The sequence below is a fragment of the Alcaligenes sp. 13f genome, assembly GCF_020496585.1.
Taxonomy (GTDB): domain Bacteria; phylum Pseudomonadota; class Gammaproteobacteria; order Burkholderiales; family Burkholderiaceae_B; genus Alcaligenes; species Alcaligenes phenolicus.
The window spans coordinates 1-15,358 of the sequence record NZ_JAHKKC010000023.1; the positions used below are offsets into that span (position 1 = coordinate 1).

At 57.3% G+C, this 15,358-nt stretch carries 15 protein-coding genes; 11 read left to right on the top strand and 4 right to left on the bottom strand.

The window, feature by feature from the left end; genetic code table 11:
• Positions 1-164: 164 nt before the first annotated feature.
• The 7 genes from KOE80_RS16585 (at position 165) to nhaA (ending at position 4,991) form a co-directional block, all read left to right on the top strand.
• Positions 165-923: a M48 family metallopeptidase gene (locus KOE80_RS16585; protein ID WP_009459460.1), complete on the top strand. Its 759-nt coding sequence runs from the start codon at positions 165-167 to the stop codon at positions 921-923.
• Positions 924-1,258: 335 nt separating this feature from the next.
• Positions 1,259-1,660 (top strand): YchJ family protein, encoded by a 402-nt coding sequence (locus KOE80_RS16590; protein ID WP_009459461.1) that lies wholly within the window; start codon positions 1,259-1,261, stop codon positions 1,658-1,660.
• Positions 1,657-2,127 carry a GNAT family N-acetyltransferase gene (locus KOE80_RS16595; RefSeq protein WP_115635061.1) on the top strand — a complete coding sequence of 157 codons (471 nt, stop codon included), beginning with the start codon at positions 1,657-1,659 and terminating at the stop codon, positions 2,125-2,127. The genes KOE80_RS16590 and KOE80_RS16595 overlap by 4 nt, the downstream gene beginning before the upstream one ends.
• 37 nt (positions 2,128-2,164) lie before the next feature.
• Complete coding sequence (locus KOE80_RS16600) at positions 2,165-2,683, top strand: DedA family protein (RefSeq protein ID WP_009459463.1); 519 nt, start codon at positions 2,165-2,167, stop codon at positions 2,681-2,683.
• Positions 2,684-2,689: 6 nt separating this feature from the next.
• Positions 2,690-3,034, top strand: coding sequence for a DMT family transporter (locus tag KOE80_RS16605; protein WP_009459464.1), 345 nt, complete (start codon positions 2,690-2,692; stop codon positions 3,032-3,034).
• 15 nt (positions 3,035-3,049) lie between these two features.
• Complete coding sequence (dtd, locus tag KOE80_RS16610) at positions 3,050-3,508, top strand: D-aminoacyl-tRNA deacylase (protein ID WP_035268299.1); 459 nt, start codon at positions 3,050-3,052, stop codon at positions 3,506-3,508.
• Positions 3,509-3,626: 118 nt separating this feature from the next.
• A complete protein-coding gene (nhaA, locus tag KOE80_RS16615; protein ID WP_226349534.1) occupies positions 3,627-4,991 on the top strand; it encodes a Na+/H+ antiporter NhaA in 1,365 nt (454 codons plus the stop codon).
• A 64-nt stretch (positions 4,992-5,055) separates the two neighbouring features.
• On the opposite strand, the gene KOE80_RS16620 is transcribed toward nhaA, so the two are convergent.
• Positions 5,056-5,817, bottom strand: coding sequence for a hypothetical protein (locus tag KOE80_RS16620; RefSeq protein WP_009459468.1), 762 nt, complete (start codon positions 5,815-5,817; stop codon positions 5,056-5,058).
• A gap of 483 nt (positions 5,818-6,300) precedes the next feature.
• Here KOE80_RS16620 and mgtE point away from each other — a divergent pair, with 483 nt between their 5' ends.
• The 4 genes from mgtE (at position 6,301) to KOE80_RS16640 (ending at position 12,410) form a co-directional block, all read left to right on the top strand.
• Positions 6,301-7,641 carry a magnesium transporter gene (gene mgtE / locus KOE80_RS16625; protein ID WP_226349535.1) on the top strand — a complete coding sequence of 447 codons (1,341 nt, stop codon included), beginning with the start codon at positions 6,301-6,303 and terminating at the stop codon, positions 7,639-7,641.
• Positions 7,642-7,802: 161 nt separating this feature from the next.
• Positions 7,803-10,769, top strand: coding sequence for an MHYT domain-containing protein (locus tag KOE80_RS16630; protein WP_226349536.1), 2,967 nt, complete (start codon positions 7,803-7,805; stop codon positions 10,767-10,769).
• Positions 10,762-11,778, top strand: a complete 1,017-nt coding sequence (locus KOE80_RS16635) for a two-component system response regulator (protein WP_035268306.1) — start codon at positions 10,762-10,764, stop codon at positions 11,776-11,778. The genes KOE80_RS16630 and KOE80_RS16635 overlap by 8 nt, the downstream gene beginning before the upstream one ends.
• A 59-nt stretch (positions 11,779-11,837) precedes the next feature.
• Positions 11,838-12,410 (top strand): helix-turn-helix domain-containing protein, encoded by a 573-nt coding sequence (locus KOE80_RS16640; protein WP_226349537.1) that lies wholly within the window; start codon positions 11,838-11,840, stop codon positions 12,408-12,410.
• A 9-nt stretch (positions 12,411-12,419) separates the two neighbouring features.
• Here the strand turns inward: KOE80_RS16640 and KOE80_RS16645 are convergent, their stop codons facing one another.
• Genes KOE80_RS16645 through KOE80_RS16655 form a run of 3 tightly spaced genes read right to left on the bottom strand, consistent with a single transcriptional unit; the run spans position 12,420 to position 15,279 of the window.
• Positions 12,420-12,836 (bottom strand): hypothetical protein, encoded by a 417-nt coding sequence (locus KOE80_RS16645; RefSeq protein WP_009459478.1) that lies wholly within the window; start codon positions 12,834-12,836, stop codon positions 12,420-12,422.
• A gap of 13 nt (positions 12,837-12,849) precedes the next feature.
• Positions 12,850-13,965 (bottom strand): aminotransferase class V-fold PLP-dependent enzyme, encoded by a 1,116-nt coding sequence (locus KOE80_RS16650; RefSeq protein ID WP_226349538.1) that lies wholly within the window; start codon positions 13,963-13,965, stop codon positions 12,850-12,852.
• 15 nt (positions 13,966-13,980) lie between these two features.
• Positions 13,981-15,279: an MFS transporter gene (locus KOE80_RS16655; protein ID WP_009459482.1), complete on the bottom strand. Its 1,299-nt coding sequence runs from the start codon at positions 15,277-15,279 to the stop codon at positions 13,981-13,983.
• Positions 15,280-15,358 lie beyond the last annotated feature (79 nt).

The following is a 15,358-nucleotide window of genomic DNA, read 5'->3' on the forward strand; positions in this document are numbered from 1 at the left end:
TCCCTGCCCTTAAAAGCAGCCAAAATCGCTTATCGTGCTGCCCAACGTCTTTTATATAACTGTAAGTACATAAACAACAATTGTTAAAGTTTGTTTTATACAGGAACCCTTCGCCGCCTAGTCATTAAAATCGCTTCTCTTTATATAAGTAGAAGGGGAAGTTCATGACTTTTCGTATGGGTGCATTGGCCGCTATGCTGGCCGTCGCTGGCCTGACTGCAGGCTGTCAGACAATGGATGTGGGTGGCATGGTCGGTGCCGGCAGCAAGGCTGTCCAGGCGTTCAATTTGTCCGATCAGGAAGTGATTGCTCTGTCGGATCAGTCCTGCAAGCAGATGGATGCTGAAAACAAAGTGGCCAGCCCCAACAGCAAGTACAACAAGCGCCTGCAACGTGTCGTTAAGCCATTGGCGAAACAGTTGAACGGTCAAACACCGAACTTCAAGGTTTACCAGACTCAGGAAGTGAACGCCTGGGCCATGGCTAACGGTTGTATCCGTGTGTATGCCGGTCTGATGGACAAGATGAACGACGACGAACTGCGCGGCGTGATCGGTCACGAAATGGGCCACGTTGAACTGGGCCACAGCAAGAAAGCCATGCAAACCGCCTACGGTCTGTCCGCTGCTCGTGACGCTGCTGCCGCCACCGGTAACGGTGTGGTTGCTCAGTTGAACTCCAGCCAATTGGGCGAGCTGTCCGAAGCCTTCCTGAACGCTCAGTTCTCGCAATCGCAAGAATCCGACGCTGACGACTACTCCTTTGACCTGCTGACCGAGCGCAAGCTCAAGACCCAGGGTCTGGTTTCTGCCTTTGAAAAACTGGCAGCTCTGGACGGCGGCGAAAGCAGCGTGATGAGCTCGCACCCCGGTTCCAAAGAACGCGCCCAGCGTATGCAACAGCGCATCGACGCGGCTAAATAAGCCCCTTCGACGCAGCGAATCGCATGCCGCTAACCCGTCCGCTTTTGCGGGCGGGTTTTTTTATGGGGATTCCAGGGATCACAACTCAGGATGCAGCACAGCATCGGGCCGCCGCTACCAAACGCTGGATGCTCGGCCAGGAACTTTTTACCCGTACGATGAACCAATCAGACATTACCAACACCCGTACTCCCTCGAACGCCCCTGCCTGACAAGCAGTCCAGCTACAGCAAAGCCTGGTCTGTAAATCCTTACTTTTCGTCGCGGTGGCGCCATAAACCAATACCTGCTTTCAGGTATGCTTGTGCCATTCTTTGGTCTTGGCAGTTACGCTCTTGAAAAAGTCTTCCTCTTCAAAAAACTCCTGTCCCTGCGGCAATCCCAAAACCTACGAAGTTTGTTGCGGCCCTTGGCACCAAGGCCCGCAGTACTTGCAAGCCCCCGATGCGGCTACCCTGATGCGCTCGCGGTACAGCGCTTTTGTGCGCGACGATCTGGACTATCTGCTGGCCACCTGGCATAGCTCCACCCGCCCTCATTCGCTGGAACCCAATCCGGAAGGTTTGCAATGGTTGGGCCTGGATGTGCGACGTCATGAACGTGTTTCCGACACGGAAGCGATTGTGGAATTTGTCGCTCGCAACCGTCTGAATGGCCGGGCGAACCGTCTGCATGAAGTCAGCCGTTTTGTCCTTGAACAAGGCCAATGGTTTTACGTGGACGGGGATTTCTCATGAGCCAAAGCAACGATTTTGGGCAAGCTGAACAGGTCCATGGCTCCAGCCTGCCCATGGCTTTGCTTCTGGAAGCTGATCCCAGCACAAGTCTGATTGAAAGCTACAAAGACACACCGCACGCCTGGTGCATTAAAGATCAGGAACACATCGTGGCGGCTGCTATTTTGCAGCGCAGGAACGCCCAGGATTGGGAGCTGATGAACATCGCCGTTCAGCCCTCGCACCAGGGTCATGGGTTGGGTGCCAAGCTGCTGTCTGCCCTGATTAGCTATGTACGCGAACAAGGTGGTCAAACCTTATATGTGGCCACCGGCACCATTGGCTACCCCCTGTTTTTCTATCAGCGCGCCGGCTTTCGAGTGATAGCGGTAGAGCCCGATTATTTCCTGCACCATTACGACGAGGCCCTGTTTGAGGACGGCTTGCAGCACAAGGACCGCCTGATTCTGAGCCTTGCCCTGAACTAAAAGACTGCAATGATGCTGTCCCTTCCTTCTGGTTGATATGCTGAGCACTCTAAGCAATTTTGCAGAACAGGCCACAGCCCTGATCAGCGCCAACCCACAATGGGTGGCCCCCGCTGTTTTCGCTTTGTGCCTGGTCGAGTCCCTGCCCTTTTTGGCCCTGATCATACCGGGTACAGCCATCCTTTTATCCGTCGGTGCCCTGGTCGGTGCCGGGGAAATGAGCTTGCTGCCGATCTGGCTGTCCGTGACACTGGGCGCCGGCCTGGGCAATGCCATCTCGTTTTTTCTGGGCCAGCGTTACGGTGGCAATCTGTTCCACTTCGAGTGGGCCCGCAAGCGTTTGCATCTGTATGCAAAAGCGCAGGCTTTTTTTGCACGCTGGGGATGGTTTAGTATTGTGGCCTGCCGCTTTGTTGGTCCCTTGCGCTCAACTGTCCCCTTGATTGCGGGCACCTGTGCCATGTCGCCTCTGAGTTTTCATATCTCATCCTGGGCCTCGGCCGCCTTGTGGGCCAGTGTCTTGCTGCTACCTGGCTGGTTCAGTTTCCAACCCTGATTTTCAATGACCCCTGTAAGCCTCGCCTACCTGCATTTATTCATCGCGATTCTCTTCGAGATCATCGCCACCAGCTTGCTGCAGCGCTCCGAACAGTTCACGCGCCTGATGCCCAGCGCCTTCACCATCATGTTCTACGCAGGTGCGTTTTACTTCCTGTCGCTCAGCCTGCGCGTCATGCCGGTTGGGGTGGCCTATGCCATCTGGAGTGGCGTGGGCATTGTGCTGATTTCCTTGATTGGCTGGGTGGTCTTCAAGCAGAAGCTGGATTTGGCCGCTATGATTGGCATCGGTTTTATTGTGGTGGGTGTGCTGATTGTGAATCTGTTCTCCAAATCTGTCGGCCACTGATTTTAGTGAATAAATATGATTGCCTTGATTCAACGGGTACGCCAGGCCCAAGTCGATATTGAAAACCAGACTGTCGCAAAAATTGGCGCAGGCATGGCCGTTCTGGTCTGTGCCGAGCACGGTGACACCCGCGAGCAAGCCACACGCTTGCTGGATAAATTGCTGGCCCTGCGCATTTTCTCGGACGAGCAAGGCAAGATGAACCTGAACTTGCAGCAAGCCGGTGGTCAGCTATTACTGGTTAGCCAGTTCACCCTGGCGGCCGATACGCGCAAGGGCAACCGTCCAGGATTCAGCCGCGCTGCGCCCCCTGCAATCAGCCAGCCCTTGTTTGACGAGCTGGTAGCCATGGCCCGCACCCGGCTGCCTGATACCCAGTGCGGCGTATTTGGTGCCGATATGCAATTGAGCCTGACCAACGATGGGCCAGTCACGATTCCCATACATATTGCGCCCGACACAGACCCAAGCTGACGATTGCCTTAAAGAGGCTCCATCCCTATAATTGCGCAGGGTGTTTTGCTGGCATGGTGCAGCAAGGCAGGTTAATTACATACGCAAGGTCGGGCCGCCTTGTGGAGATTTGCCGACCATGTCCCACCCTTCTTCCGGTGCGCCTTTGCCGCGCGCCCATGTTCTGACCCGCCAGTTGCAAGCCCAATTGCAACGCCTCCTGCATATCGAGGCCCTGGGCGGTGTGGTCTTGTTGATGGCTGCCGCCATAGCCCTGATCTGGGCCAACTCTTCATTTGCCGATAGCTATTCTGCCCTGTGGCACACCCAAGTGACCTTGGAGCTGGGCTCCTGGCGTTTCTCGCAAGATCTGCATTTTTGGGTCAACGATATTCTGATGACCTTGTTCTTCCTGGTTGTCGGGATGGAGATCCGCCGCGAGATCCATGACGGTGCCCTGTCCGACTGGCGCTCGGCCATGCTGCCTATCTGTGCCGCCCTGTCCGCCATCACCCTGCCCGCGCTGATCTACGCCGCCATGAATCCCGACCCGAAGGTGCTGATGGGTTGGGCCATTCCGACTGCCACCGATATTGCCTTTGCAGTGGGTGTGCTGGCCTTGCTGGGCCGCTCCCTGCCCCCCAGCTTGCGGGTGTTTTTGCTGGCGCTGGCCATTATTGATGACCTGGTCGCCATCCTGATCATTGCCTTCTTCTACTCGGGTGGCCTGGACTATAGCGCCTTCCTGATTGCAGCCGTTGGTATTGTGGCCGTCCTGGGTCTGCAAAAAATGGGCATAGGCTCGGCCTGGGCCTATGTCGTTCCCGGTGCGATCCTGTGGTTTGGCTTGTTGAAGACAGGTGCTCACCCCACCCTGGCCGGTGTGGTTCTGGGCATGATGAGCCCTGTGCGCGCCCTGCCCTTGCCTCGCAAGGCCCGTCACCTGAATCTGGAACTGGCCACCAAACTGGAAAGCCAGCATGACACCCACGAAGTCATGCACACGCTGCAGAAAATGCAGTTGGCTCAACGCGAGATTCTGCCTCCGGTCCAGCGTATTCCTGCACTGCTGCATCCCTGGGTAGCGTTCATCATCATGCCGGTGTTTGCGCTGGCCAATGCCGGGGTCAGCCTGAATGGTCTGGACCTGAATGCCGCCGGTGCACAAAGCGCCCTGTTTGGTGTGGCGATTGCCCTGATTGTGGGCAAGCCCCTGGGCGTCTTGCTGGGCACCTGGTTGCCCGTACGCTTGGGGCTATGTACCCTGCCTGCCGGCATGGATTGGGCCGGCGTCACCCTGATTGGTTTGCTGGCCGGTATTGGCTTTACCATGTCCATCTTTGTGGCCAACCTGGCCTTTGCCGAGCCCGTTTTGCTGGATGCTGCCAAGCTGGGCGTTCTGTGCGGCTCTTTGGCGTCCGCCGTTCTGGGCTTGACGTGGGGCCTGATTGTGCGTCGTCGCTATCAGCAGTCTGCCAGCCAGGCAGCTTATAGCCAGGCATAAACAGCCAGACATCAAACAAACAGGCCCACGCTAGCGTGGGCCTGTTTTTTTTAGGGCTGATCAATTAATCAATGGTCAGCACGCGTTCGTTCAGGATACGGCGGCAATCCATTTCAAACTCCAGATCCTTGACGGGAGGACGGGCCAGGTGCCAGCCCAAGCCATGGTTGATCGCACCGCGCTGAGCCAGTTCAGTAGCCATGAAAGGATGCAGATTGTGCACCGTGTACGCATGGGTGGCCGTCGTGTCAGCCCACTCATGGCCCAACACTTCCAGACGACGCTCCATTTCACCCAGAACCCATTGCGCCTTCTGCAACAGCCCTTCAGGCGACACGTCCTGGTAGGCCACAATGCTCTCTATATAGTCGTCGGGCGTTTCGGGGACTTCGCAGCTGCCTGCGATCACAAAGGTGGCTTCTTCAATATCGGTTTCCACCGTGTAGCTGAAAGCGTAAAAACTGGGCTCGGCAGGTGCGCCTACCAGCGGCGACACGTTGCTGCGGGCGACCGGATTATGCTTGCCTTTGACCAGGCCCCACTCTTTCAGCGTTTCCAGATACAGCTCATTGAACTTGTTGAAGTCGCTGTCGCTAACTGGCTCGGGCGAGCGCAGCTCGCAGGCGCACAAGGCTGTCAAGGGACGCTCTTCTGCTTCCAGCACGGCCTGAATCAAGTCAAAACCTTCTTTCAGTGGCACGGGAGCAGAAAACACGACCCGGCAGATCTCGTAACCGGGCTGAGCGGCCACCCCGCCCGAAAAGCGGTTCACGCCGGTCGGAATGAAGCGGTAGTTGCCTTTGTCAAAATTAATCGCATTGCTCATGGTTGTTCCTGATCGTGTAGTGGGCCTTGGCCCGCCGGGGTCGAGTCGCCGTTATGCGGCAAAGCGGGCACTATAGCACCCTCTGAACCGTCTCAAGTTCGGTGCAGGGGCACAAGCCTCACCTTAACAGCACAAATCATTTTTTTGCGCATCATTGCAATCGCTTTGACTTCCAGCGCAGACCTCCCTACGATGGCGATATTCTTCATCACGCTGAGTTTCAGCTTGGTAGTGCACTGAGCGGTTCTATGGGTAAATCATGGATCGATTCACAGACATACTTAGACCACAGCATCAGCAATTTCCCAGACAAAATGCAGCGGCCTGGCGTTTCCTGCGCCCGGCTTAGGAAGCACGTATCCGCAAAGAACGCTATCCTAGCGAGTTTCGTGCGAACTGAGCCGGTTCGCTTTACGGTCTGTTGGCCCGGTGCCAACCTCCTGAACTCAAGACCCTGTACCTGCACGCCCACTGGAGTATTGCATGTCCACGCATCCATCAACTGAGCTACTTGGCCCCCAAACCCCGATTGCCGATATTGTTCTGGCCCTGAATCAGCTGGAGCAACGCCCCGCGCTGCTCGCTGCCCAGGAGCTGGATAACGAACGTCTGCAAGCCTTGCTGGAAGTGCCGGAGTTGCGTTGGGCCAGTGCGCTCTTGATGGAGCTGACACGTCCCGAACGCCTGCCAGTGCTGGAGCAACTGGCCGAAGACCGAATGGCCGACTTGCTGCAAGACCTGGACCATGAAGACCAGGAGCAGATTCTTGGCCGCCTGACCCAGCACACCCGCACCTCCATCATGCGTCTGATGCACTATCCGGCAGACACAGCCGGCGGCATCATGACTACCGAGTTTCTGCAAGTGCCCATGAGCTGGAATGTGGCACAAACCTTGCAGCACATTCGGGAAGTGGAAAGTACCCGCGAAACGGTCTATGCCATCTATGTGGTCAACGACAAGCAACAACTGCAATTTGTGGTGCCTTTGCGCAAGCTGGTGTGCGCCGACCCGCAAGCGGCCCTGACCGAGTTGTGGAGTGGCGACAGCCCCATTGCCGTGCAGGCCCTGACGGACAAGGAGGCCGTGGCCCAACTGATACGCCGCCACGACTTTCTGGCCATTCCAGTGGTGGACGAGGCCAATGCCATCATCGGCATTGTGACGGTGGACGACGTGATTGACGCCCTGATGGACGAGGCCGCCGAAGACATGAACCGCTTCGGGGGTGCCGAGCATATTGGCAAACCCTATTTGCAGGCGGGCTTTAGCACCATGATCCGCAAACGGGGCGGCTGGCTGGCCATTCTGTTCCTGGGTGAAATGCTGACGGCCAGTGCCATGCAGTACTACGAAATTCAGCTGGAAAAGGCCGTGGTCCTGGCCATGTTCATCCCCTTGATCATGAGCTCCGGCGGGAACTCCGGCTCCCAAGCCACTTCCCTGCTCATTCGCGGTCTGGCCCTGGGCGAAGTCCGGGTGCGCGACTGGTGGCGCGTGCTGCTGCGGGAACTGCCCGTGGGTCTGGTGCTGGGCACCATGTTGGGGGCGATCGGCTTTATTCGTATTGAAGTCTGGCAACACCTGGGGCTGTACGACTACGGCGAACATTCCTTGCTGATTGCCTTCACCATCTGGCTGGCTCTGGTGGGCATTGTGACCTTTGGTTCTTGTATTGGCTCCATGCTGCCCTTCATCTTGCAACGCGTCGGTTTTGACCCGGCCAGTGCCTCGGCGCCCTTGGTGGCGACTCTGGTGGACGTGCTCGGTTTGGTCATTTATTTCTCCGTCGCCGCGCTGCTCTTGACCGGAACGCTGCTCTAGCCATGAATATTTTTGTTCAATCCATACAAAAAACTGCACAGTAAGAGACAAACTCGGTAACCTATCCGAATTTCACCGTTACATTCCCTCTGGCAGGCAGGGGGAGCCTGACACATTTCGTCTAACTTGGCCTTCATGGGCCGCTTCGGACATAAGCACCTATGCGGATACTCGACCAGTTCTTCATCAGTGCGGACCAGATGGCTCCCTTTTTGGTTGGCAGCTATAACAGTGGTCTGGTCATCCTGTCGCTACTGGTTGCCATCTTCTCCTCGGGCATGGCCCTGCACACGGCCCATATTGCCCGCATGGCGGACTTGCGCCTGCATCGCCAGATTGCTATCTGCACGGGTGCCATTGCTTTGGGCGGCGGCATCTGGACCATGCACTTTATTGGCATGCTGGCCTTTGAACTCTGTACCAGCGTCCATTACGATCCGGCCATCACCATGCTGTCGGTTCTGCCCAGCGTGGGCGCATCCTGGGTGGCGCTGCAAATCCTCTCGCAAGCTCGTGTCCAGCGCTCGCACCTGATTGTGGGCGGCATTTTGGTGGGCCTGGGCATAGGCACCATGCATTACAGCGGCATGGCGGCCATGCGGATGGCACCGATGCTGCGCTACGAGCCCTTTACCTTCTTCTTGTCGATTGTGCTGGCCGTGGTACTGGCCACGCTGGCCTTGTGGATACGCTTTCGCCTGCATCGCACCCGCCTGACCTTGCTGCAACGCGTGGTCATCAGCGGCATTGTGCTGGGCCTGGCCATTTCCGGCATGCACTATACCGGCATGGCGGCCGCCCGCTTTATAGGCCAGACCACACCGCCCGATGACATGATCATCTTCAACATCACCTTTGCCTCCATAGTGCTGTCCACCTTCACCATTACGGTGACGGTACTGGTGACCGCGGCCAACGGCCTGCTGCGCTACCGCCAGTTGTTCTTGAAGATGGAAGAAAGCGAATCGCATAACCGGGCCATTGTGGATACGGCGATTGACGGCATTATTACCATCAACAGCCACGGCACCATTCTGGACTTCAACCATTCAGCCGAACGCCTGTTTGGCTGGAAGGCTGGCGAGGTGCTGGGGCGCAATGTGAACATGCTGATGCCCGAGCCGGACCGCTCGCGCCACGACAGCTATCTGTCCAATTATTTACGCACCAACGACCCAAAAATTATTGGCGTAGGCCGGGATGTCACCGGTTTGCGCAAGGATGGCAGCTTGCTGCCGATGCGCCTGGCCGTGGGCAAGGTACGCCAGCCGGGTGACCCGCTGTTTGTCGGTTTTGTCACTGACATGAGCCGCTACAAGGCACTGACCGAATCCCTGCGTCAAAGTGCGGAAAAAGCCGAGCAGGCAGCCCAGGCCAAGACGGCTTTTCTGGCCAATATGAGCCATGAAATCCGTACCCCGCTCAACGCGATTATTGGCTTTAGCGACTTGATGCTGAATGATCAGATCAATGCGCAGCAAAACAAGCACCTTGCCATCATCAACCAGTCCGCCCACTCCTTGCTGGCCTTGCTGAACGACATTCTGGATACCACCAAGCTGGAACGCGGCTCGGTCGAGCTGGAGCAAGTGGATTTTTCGCTGATTGAATTGTGCAATCAGGTCGTGGCCTCCTTGCGTTTGGCAGCGGATGCCAAGAACCTGGAGTTCCGTCTGAACCATGCGCCCGAGCTGCATCAGTTTTACAAGGGCGACCCGATGCGGATTCAGCAGGTGCTGAACAATCTGATCGGCAATGCCATCAAGTTCACCCAAAGCGGAGCGGTGCATGTGGATGTCAATCCCGAACCAGGGCGCAATACCGTCTCCATCCGCGTCACGGACACCGGCATTGGCATGACTCCTGAGCAGTTGCGCCATGTGTTCACCCCTTTTACACAGGCCGATGTATCCATCAGCCGCCGTTTTGGCGGTACCGGCCTGGGCGTATCCATTGCCCGCCAGTTGGTGGATCTGATGGGCGGCACGCTGAAGGTTGAAAGTACCCTGGGCGTGGGCAGCGTCTTTGAAGTCCGTATTCCCCTGGAACCGGGTAAAGAACCCAGCCTGAGCCCGGACGATCAGCCCGTGCCCCGCCTGCCGCCGCTGCGCATTCTGGTGGCCGATGACATCAGCCTGAATCAGGAACTGCTGACCTTGGCCCTGGAGCAGCACGGACACTCCGTGACAGCGGCCGACAACGGTCACAAAGTGCTGGAGCTGCTGTCCAAAGAAGATTTTGATGTGGCCTTGCTGGATGTGCACATGCCCGAGATGGACGGTCTGGAAACCGCCCGCCGGTGGCGCGAACAGGAGCGCCGTGAAGCGCGTCTGCCTTTGCCTCTGATTGCGCTGACTGCCAGTGTCATGGAGTCCGACCGTCATGCGGCCCAGGAGGCCGGCATGAATGGCTTTGCCACCAAACCGCTGGATCTGCCTTCTTTGCTGCAAGAAATTGCCATGGTGATGGGTCTGCCCCCCACTGGTCCCCTGGAGCACAGCGTCGAACCACAAGAGAGCAGCCTGATCGATTGGGAGTTGGGCCTGAGCCTGTGGGGTTCCCAGGTCCGTCTGCGCCGCGCTCTGCTGAGCTTTCTGTCTGACCTGCATACCCGCTACCCACTCGATGAAATCAAGCAGGCATCCCCGAACTGGGAAATTGTGCTGGGCAGCCTGCATGGCATTCGCGGCACCGCCGGCAATCTGGGCCTGCCCCAAGTGTCTGCCCTCAGCGCCGAGCTGGAAGAAAAAATTCGTCGTGGTCAAACTCGCCAGATGCGTCGCCGTATTGAACAGTTGCAGGAAATGTTCAACCGCATCGTTCAAGAACTTAGCCACAACGGCCCACCGACTCCTTATTCAGACCCTCAACACGTCGTGGTGCATACCCCAGACGTTGCCTTGAACCATCTCCACATTCTGCATAGCAGCGTCTTGCTCAACGAGCTGGATGAGCCTGCCTTGCAAGTGGTCTGTCAGTATCTGGAAAGCACAGGGCAAACCGATACCCTGAATGATCTTAATAAAACCATCGACGTGTTCGACTTTGCTCAAGCCAGCCTGATCCTGTCCAAGCTGATCAAAGACCTGAATGCGAGCTTGGCCAAGGATCCGCCACGCCATGAATGAATTTACCTCACCGCGCCCCACCCTCTTGCTCATCGATGACGAGCCCGCCAATCTGCAGATTCTGCGCCATACGCTGCAACAGGATTTCCGGCTGCTCTTTGCCAAAGATGGCATCAAGGCGCTGGAGCTGGCACAACGGGATCTACCGGACCTGATCTTGCTGGACATCATGATGCCGCAAATGTCGGGTTACGAAGTCTGTAGAGCCTTGAAGGCCGACCTTAAAACCCGCCACATACCCGTTGTTTTTGTAACCGCACTCTCGCAGCCGCAGGATGAGCAAATGGGGCTGGACATGGGGGCGGTGGACTACATCTCCAAACCCTTTAACCCGGCGATTCTGAAGGCACGCATACGCAACCATCTGTCCTTGGTACAAATGCAGGAACTGCGCGACAGCCGCCTGCAGATTATCCGTTGCCTGGGGACAGCGGCCGAATACAAGGACAACGAAGTTGGCCGCCACGTCATCCGCATGAGCCACTACACGCGCATTCTGGCCCATTGGCTGGGTTACTCCAGCGAAGCGGCCGACGAACTGCTGCACGCCGCGCCCATGCACGATATTGGCAAAATCGGCATCCCGGATTCCATCCTGCAAAAACCCGGCAAGCTAACACCCGAAGAATGGGAAATCATGCGTACGCACACCTTGATTGGCGCCCGCATTATTGGCCAGCACTCGCATGGTTTGTTAAAACTGGCACGCACGATCGCGCTGTATCACCATGAAAAATGGGATGGCAGTGGCTATCCCTACGGTTTAAAAGGCGAGAATATCCCCCTGCCCGCCCGCATCGTGGCGGTGGCCGATGTGTTTGATGCCTTGGCCAGTGAGCGGCCCTATAAGAAAGCCTGGAGTGTAGAGCGCTGCATCAACTATCTGCGCGAACAATCCGGCCAGCACTTTGACCCGCAACTGATCGCCCTGCTGGACAAATGCCTGCCTGAAATGCTGCATATCAAAGAAAAATGGGCCGACGATCCCCAACTGATGGCAAAGACCTGAACCGATTGGCCCGATAAGCAGCAGGTGGGCCAGGTCCCGCGCTCCTCAGCCCTGCGGGCTTGTCTTACAATGACGGCTTTACTATCTACCCCCGCTTCTACATGGCCGCTTTGCGTATTCGCCAAGTCCGACTTCATAAAAAACTGTCTCTGCGCAAGCTGGCCGAGCTTGCCCAAGTCTCCCCCGGCCTGATCAGCCAGGTGGAACGCGGTTTGACCCAACCCAGTCTGGATACCCTGCGCCAAATTGCACGTGCGCTGGATACGCCCTTGTTTTCCCTGCTGGATGACAATGTGGAGCAAGTGGCGGTGGTGCGCCAGAACGAGCGCATGAGCATTCAATCCGCTTCGGGCGTGCAGTACCAGCGGGTGTCACCGGGCTTTGGCAGTATTGAAATGCTGGCGGGCTTCTTGCCGCCGGGAGGAAGCTCGGTCGGGCAGCGCTGGAGCCACCCTGCCGAGGAATGTGTGCTGGTGACGGAAGGCCGGCTGCTGGTCGATGTAGGGGATGATCAGCACTGTCTGCAAACGGGCGATAGCTGTTATTTCAACTCCAGCCTGCCCCATGCCTACCGCAATCCTTACGACACGGATGTGCGCTTTATTGTGGCGATCACCCCACCCAGCTATTAAGCACGAGCACTAGGCGGCGCTGTGCAGCTGGGCCTGAATCAGGTCCAGCTCGGTTTCATGGCAACGCTGCAAACGTAGCCAGCGGTTTTCATCCATGTCTGCACCGCGTGTCGCCAGCATGATCAAAATGCAGGAATTCTGATCCAGCGGCTGCACCATGGCGCTGATGCGCGGGGTACGTTGCGTGGCGCTACCTACCCAATAGCGAATCAGCCCTTGCTCGGCCAGAATCTCCACGCTGACATGGGTTTGGCCACCATCAAACAAGGACGTCCCCACCACCAGGCCAGGCTCCACCGTTTCGGTGTCAAAGCAGCCCAGGGACCAGCGTCCCAGCGCATCCAGATCCGCCATATAGTCCATCACGACCTTGGCGGATCGTTCGATACGACGGCTGGCCTGATGAGCCCAGGTTTGGCTATCCATATCCCCTCCTCCTTTACCAACCGGCTTGCAAGGTGTCGCACAAGCGCAGTACATCCTGCTCGGTGCAGACATTACCGGGCGACAGACGCAATACGCCGTCACGCTGATCGCAATAGAGCTCCTGCTCACGCAGCTGATCCACCATAGCCTGAGCGCGCTGGGCACTGCTGGCGCGCAACATGATGCTGCCGCCGCGCTCGTTCTCGGCCAATGGGGTCAGCACGGGCCAATTGGCTTTGGCCGCACGATCCAGCAAGACCGCCGTCAATGCCCGGTTTTGCTCCAGCAGTTTTTCCACGCCGGTTTCCAGCACGAAACGCATGCCAGGCAGGGACGCAATACTTCCCAAAATAGCCGGTGTGCCGTGGTCGAAACGACGCGCGCCGTCAGCATAGCTGAACTGGTCCAGATTCCAGTTAAAGGGATTTTCCTGGCTGAACCAGCCGCGAAACTCCGGCTCGCACTGCTCGATCAAATCTGCACGCACATGCAAGAGGCTGGCACCGGACACGCCGCATGCCCACTTCAAGGAGGCCGACAAGGTAAAGGCCACGCCTTCATGCACGGTGAACGGCACCAGCCCGGCAGCTTGTGTCAAATCCAGCGCCATCAGGCTGCCGTGCTCCGTCGCACATTGCGCCATGCGATCCACATCCACCCGGTGCGAGGACGTAGAGCTGACCCAGGTCACCAGGGCCAAACCCACACTGTCATCCCAGGCATTAATGAAATCATCGTCCGTCACATAGGACAGGCCGGCGCTCAAAGGTACGGTGCGCAAGGTGAAGCCCAGGCGCAAGGCCAGTTTTTGCAACAGGAAATGCAGGCTGGGAAAGCAATCGGCCGCAACCAGCAAGGTACGTCCTTTAAGCACATGCGAAGGCAAAGAACCCAGAATGCTGTAGAGGCCGCCTGTGACGTTTTCACTTAGCGCAATATCCTTGGAATCAGCACCAATCAAACGGGCCCAGGCATCCATGAAAGCCTGTTTCTGGCCCAGAGCGTACCCCCACTGGGCATCGTCCTGCGCCGACCAGACCTGGCTGAACTGATCCAGCTCGGCACGCATGGCCGCTTCCTTGCCCTCGAACATGCCAATGGAGTGATAAAGAAAATATCCGGACATCATTTACTTCCTTGAAAATCAATCGGCCAACTGACGGCCAGAGGTTTCCTGCACCGTGCTCAAAGCCACAATCCCGATCAGCGCCACTACCATCACGTAAAAGGCAGGTGCCATGCTGGAACCGGTCAGGCCCGTCAGCCAGGACGCCACGAATGGCGCCGTCGCTCCACCCAGAATGGTGGCGATGTTAAAGCCCAGCGACACGCCGCTATAGCGCACTCGCGTAGGGAACAATTCGGCATACAAGGGGTAGCCCACGGCCTGCACTACGATGAAGGGCAAAATGGACACGGCCACCGCGATCACCGCCAGCGGGAAACTGCCCCAGGAGGCGACCCACATCGTCAGCGGCACCAGCACCAGATAGCCCAGCAAGCCAATCGTCAGCAAGGGTTTGCGGCCAAAGCGATCAGACAGGCCACCGGCAAAAGGCATGATGAAGGCCGAGCACAAGGTGACCAGGGAAATCAGCCAGAACACCGCGGTGCCGTCGTATTTCAGGGTGTGAATCAAATGGGTACTCAGATAGACCACGCCCACGTAGCCTGCTGCATTCTGCGCAAAACCAATAGCAATGACTTGCAAAAGGGGACGGCGGTAATCACGCACAATCAAGGACAGGGGCGAGTGCTCGGGATGATGGCTTTTGAGCATTTCCTTAAAGCGCGGCGAATCCTCGATACGTGAACGAGCCCAGACACACAGAATGATCAAGGGAATGGACAGCAGAAAGGGAATACGCCAGCCCCAATCCAGCATGGCTTCCTTACCCACCAGCGCCGTCACCAACCCCGCGACGCCGGTGGCCAGGGACAAGCCCAAAGTGGCGGCGGCCGGGTTGAACGCGCCAAAGAAACCGCGCTTGCCGGGGGGCGAGCATTCTGCCACATAGGTAGCTGCACCCGTAATTTCACCACCGGCAAAAAAGCCCTGCAGCAAACGACACAACAATAGCAAGGCCGGTGCAGCCAGGCCCAGCGTGGCGTAGGTAGGCAACATGCCCATCAAGGCGCTGGCCACTCCAATGCCCACAATCGTGAACATCAAGGCAGCGGTACGGCCATGCTTGTCGCCAAACCAGCCAAAGAAAATACCGCCCAAGGGGCGCGCCAGAAAGGCCCCGCCAAACACGGCCAATGTGGACAGCAAGGCCGCGTTCTCATTGCCGGCGTGAAAAAACAGCACACTTAGCGTCACAGCCAGGACGCCGTACAGCTGAAAGTCGTAATACTCGATCATGGTGCCCAAACCCGCTGCGCTGGCAGCACGCCACGGCGATACGGGGGCCTCGTCCTGTGGGGACTGTTTCTTGCTCATGTCTCATCCATCCTGATACGCATAATGCGTCTATTCTGTTTAGTGTGGCTAAACAAATTATACGGATGAATATTTCAGC

Excerpts from the sequence above, each read along its gene's own strand:
- KOE80_RS16605 (WP_009459464.1), top strand. The coding sequence starts at position 2,690 with ATGACCCCTGTAAGCCTCGCCTACCTGCATTTATTCATCGCGATTCTC.
- KOE80_RS16645 (WP_009459478.1), bottom strand. The coding sequence starts at position 12,836 with ATGGATAGCCAAACCTGGGCTCATCAGGCCAGCCGTCGTATCGAACGA.
- KOE80_RS16630 (WP_226349536.1), top strand. The coding sequence starts at position 7,803 with ATGCGGATACTCGACCAGTTCTTCATCAGTGCGGACCAGATGGCTCCC.
- KOE80_RS16650 (WP_226349538.1), bottom strand. The coding sequence starts at position 13,965 with ATGATGTCCGGATATTTTCTTTATCACTCCATTGGCATGTTCGAGGGC.
- mgtE (WP_226349535.1), top strand. The coding sequence starts at position 6,301 with ATGTCCACGCATCCATCAACTGAGCTACTTGGCCCCCAAACCCCGATT.
- KOE80_RS16620 (WP_009459468.1), bottom strand. The coding sequence starts at position 5,817 with ATGAGCAATGCGATTAATTTTGACAAAGGCAACTACCGCTTCATTCCG.
- nhaA (WP_226349534.1), top strand. The coding sequence starts at position 3,627 with ATGTCCCACCCTTCTTCCGGTGCGCCTTTGCCGCGCGCCCATGTTCTG.
- dtd (WP_035268299.1), top strand. The coding sequence starts at position 3,050 with ATGATTGCCTTGATTCAACGGGTACGCCAGGCCCAAGTCGATATTGAA.
- KOE80_RS16655 (WP_009459482.1), bottom strand. The coding sequence starts at position 15,279 with ATGAGCAAGAAACAGTCCCCACAGGACGAGGCCCCCGTATCGCCGTGG.
- KOE80_RS16600 (WP_009459463.1), top strand. The coding sequence starts at position 2,165 with ATGCTGAGCACTCTAAGCAATTTTGCAGAACAGGCCACAGCCCTGATC.
- KOE80_RS16635 (WP_035268306.1), top strand. The coding sequence starts at position 10,762 with ATGAATGAATTTACCTCACCGCGCCCCACCCTCTTGCTCATCGATGAC.
- KOE80_RS16585 (WP_009459460.1), top strand. The coding sequence starts at position 165 with ATGACTTTTCGTATGGGTGCATTGGCCGCTATGCTGGCCGTCGCTGGC.
- KOE80_RS16595 (WP_115635061.1), top strand. The coding sequence starts at position 1,657 with ATGAGCCAAAGCAACGATTTTGGGCAAGCTGAACAGGTCCATGGCTCC.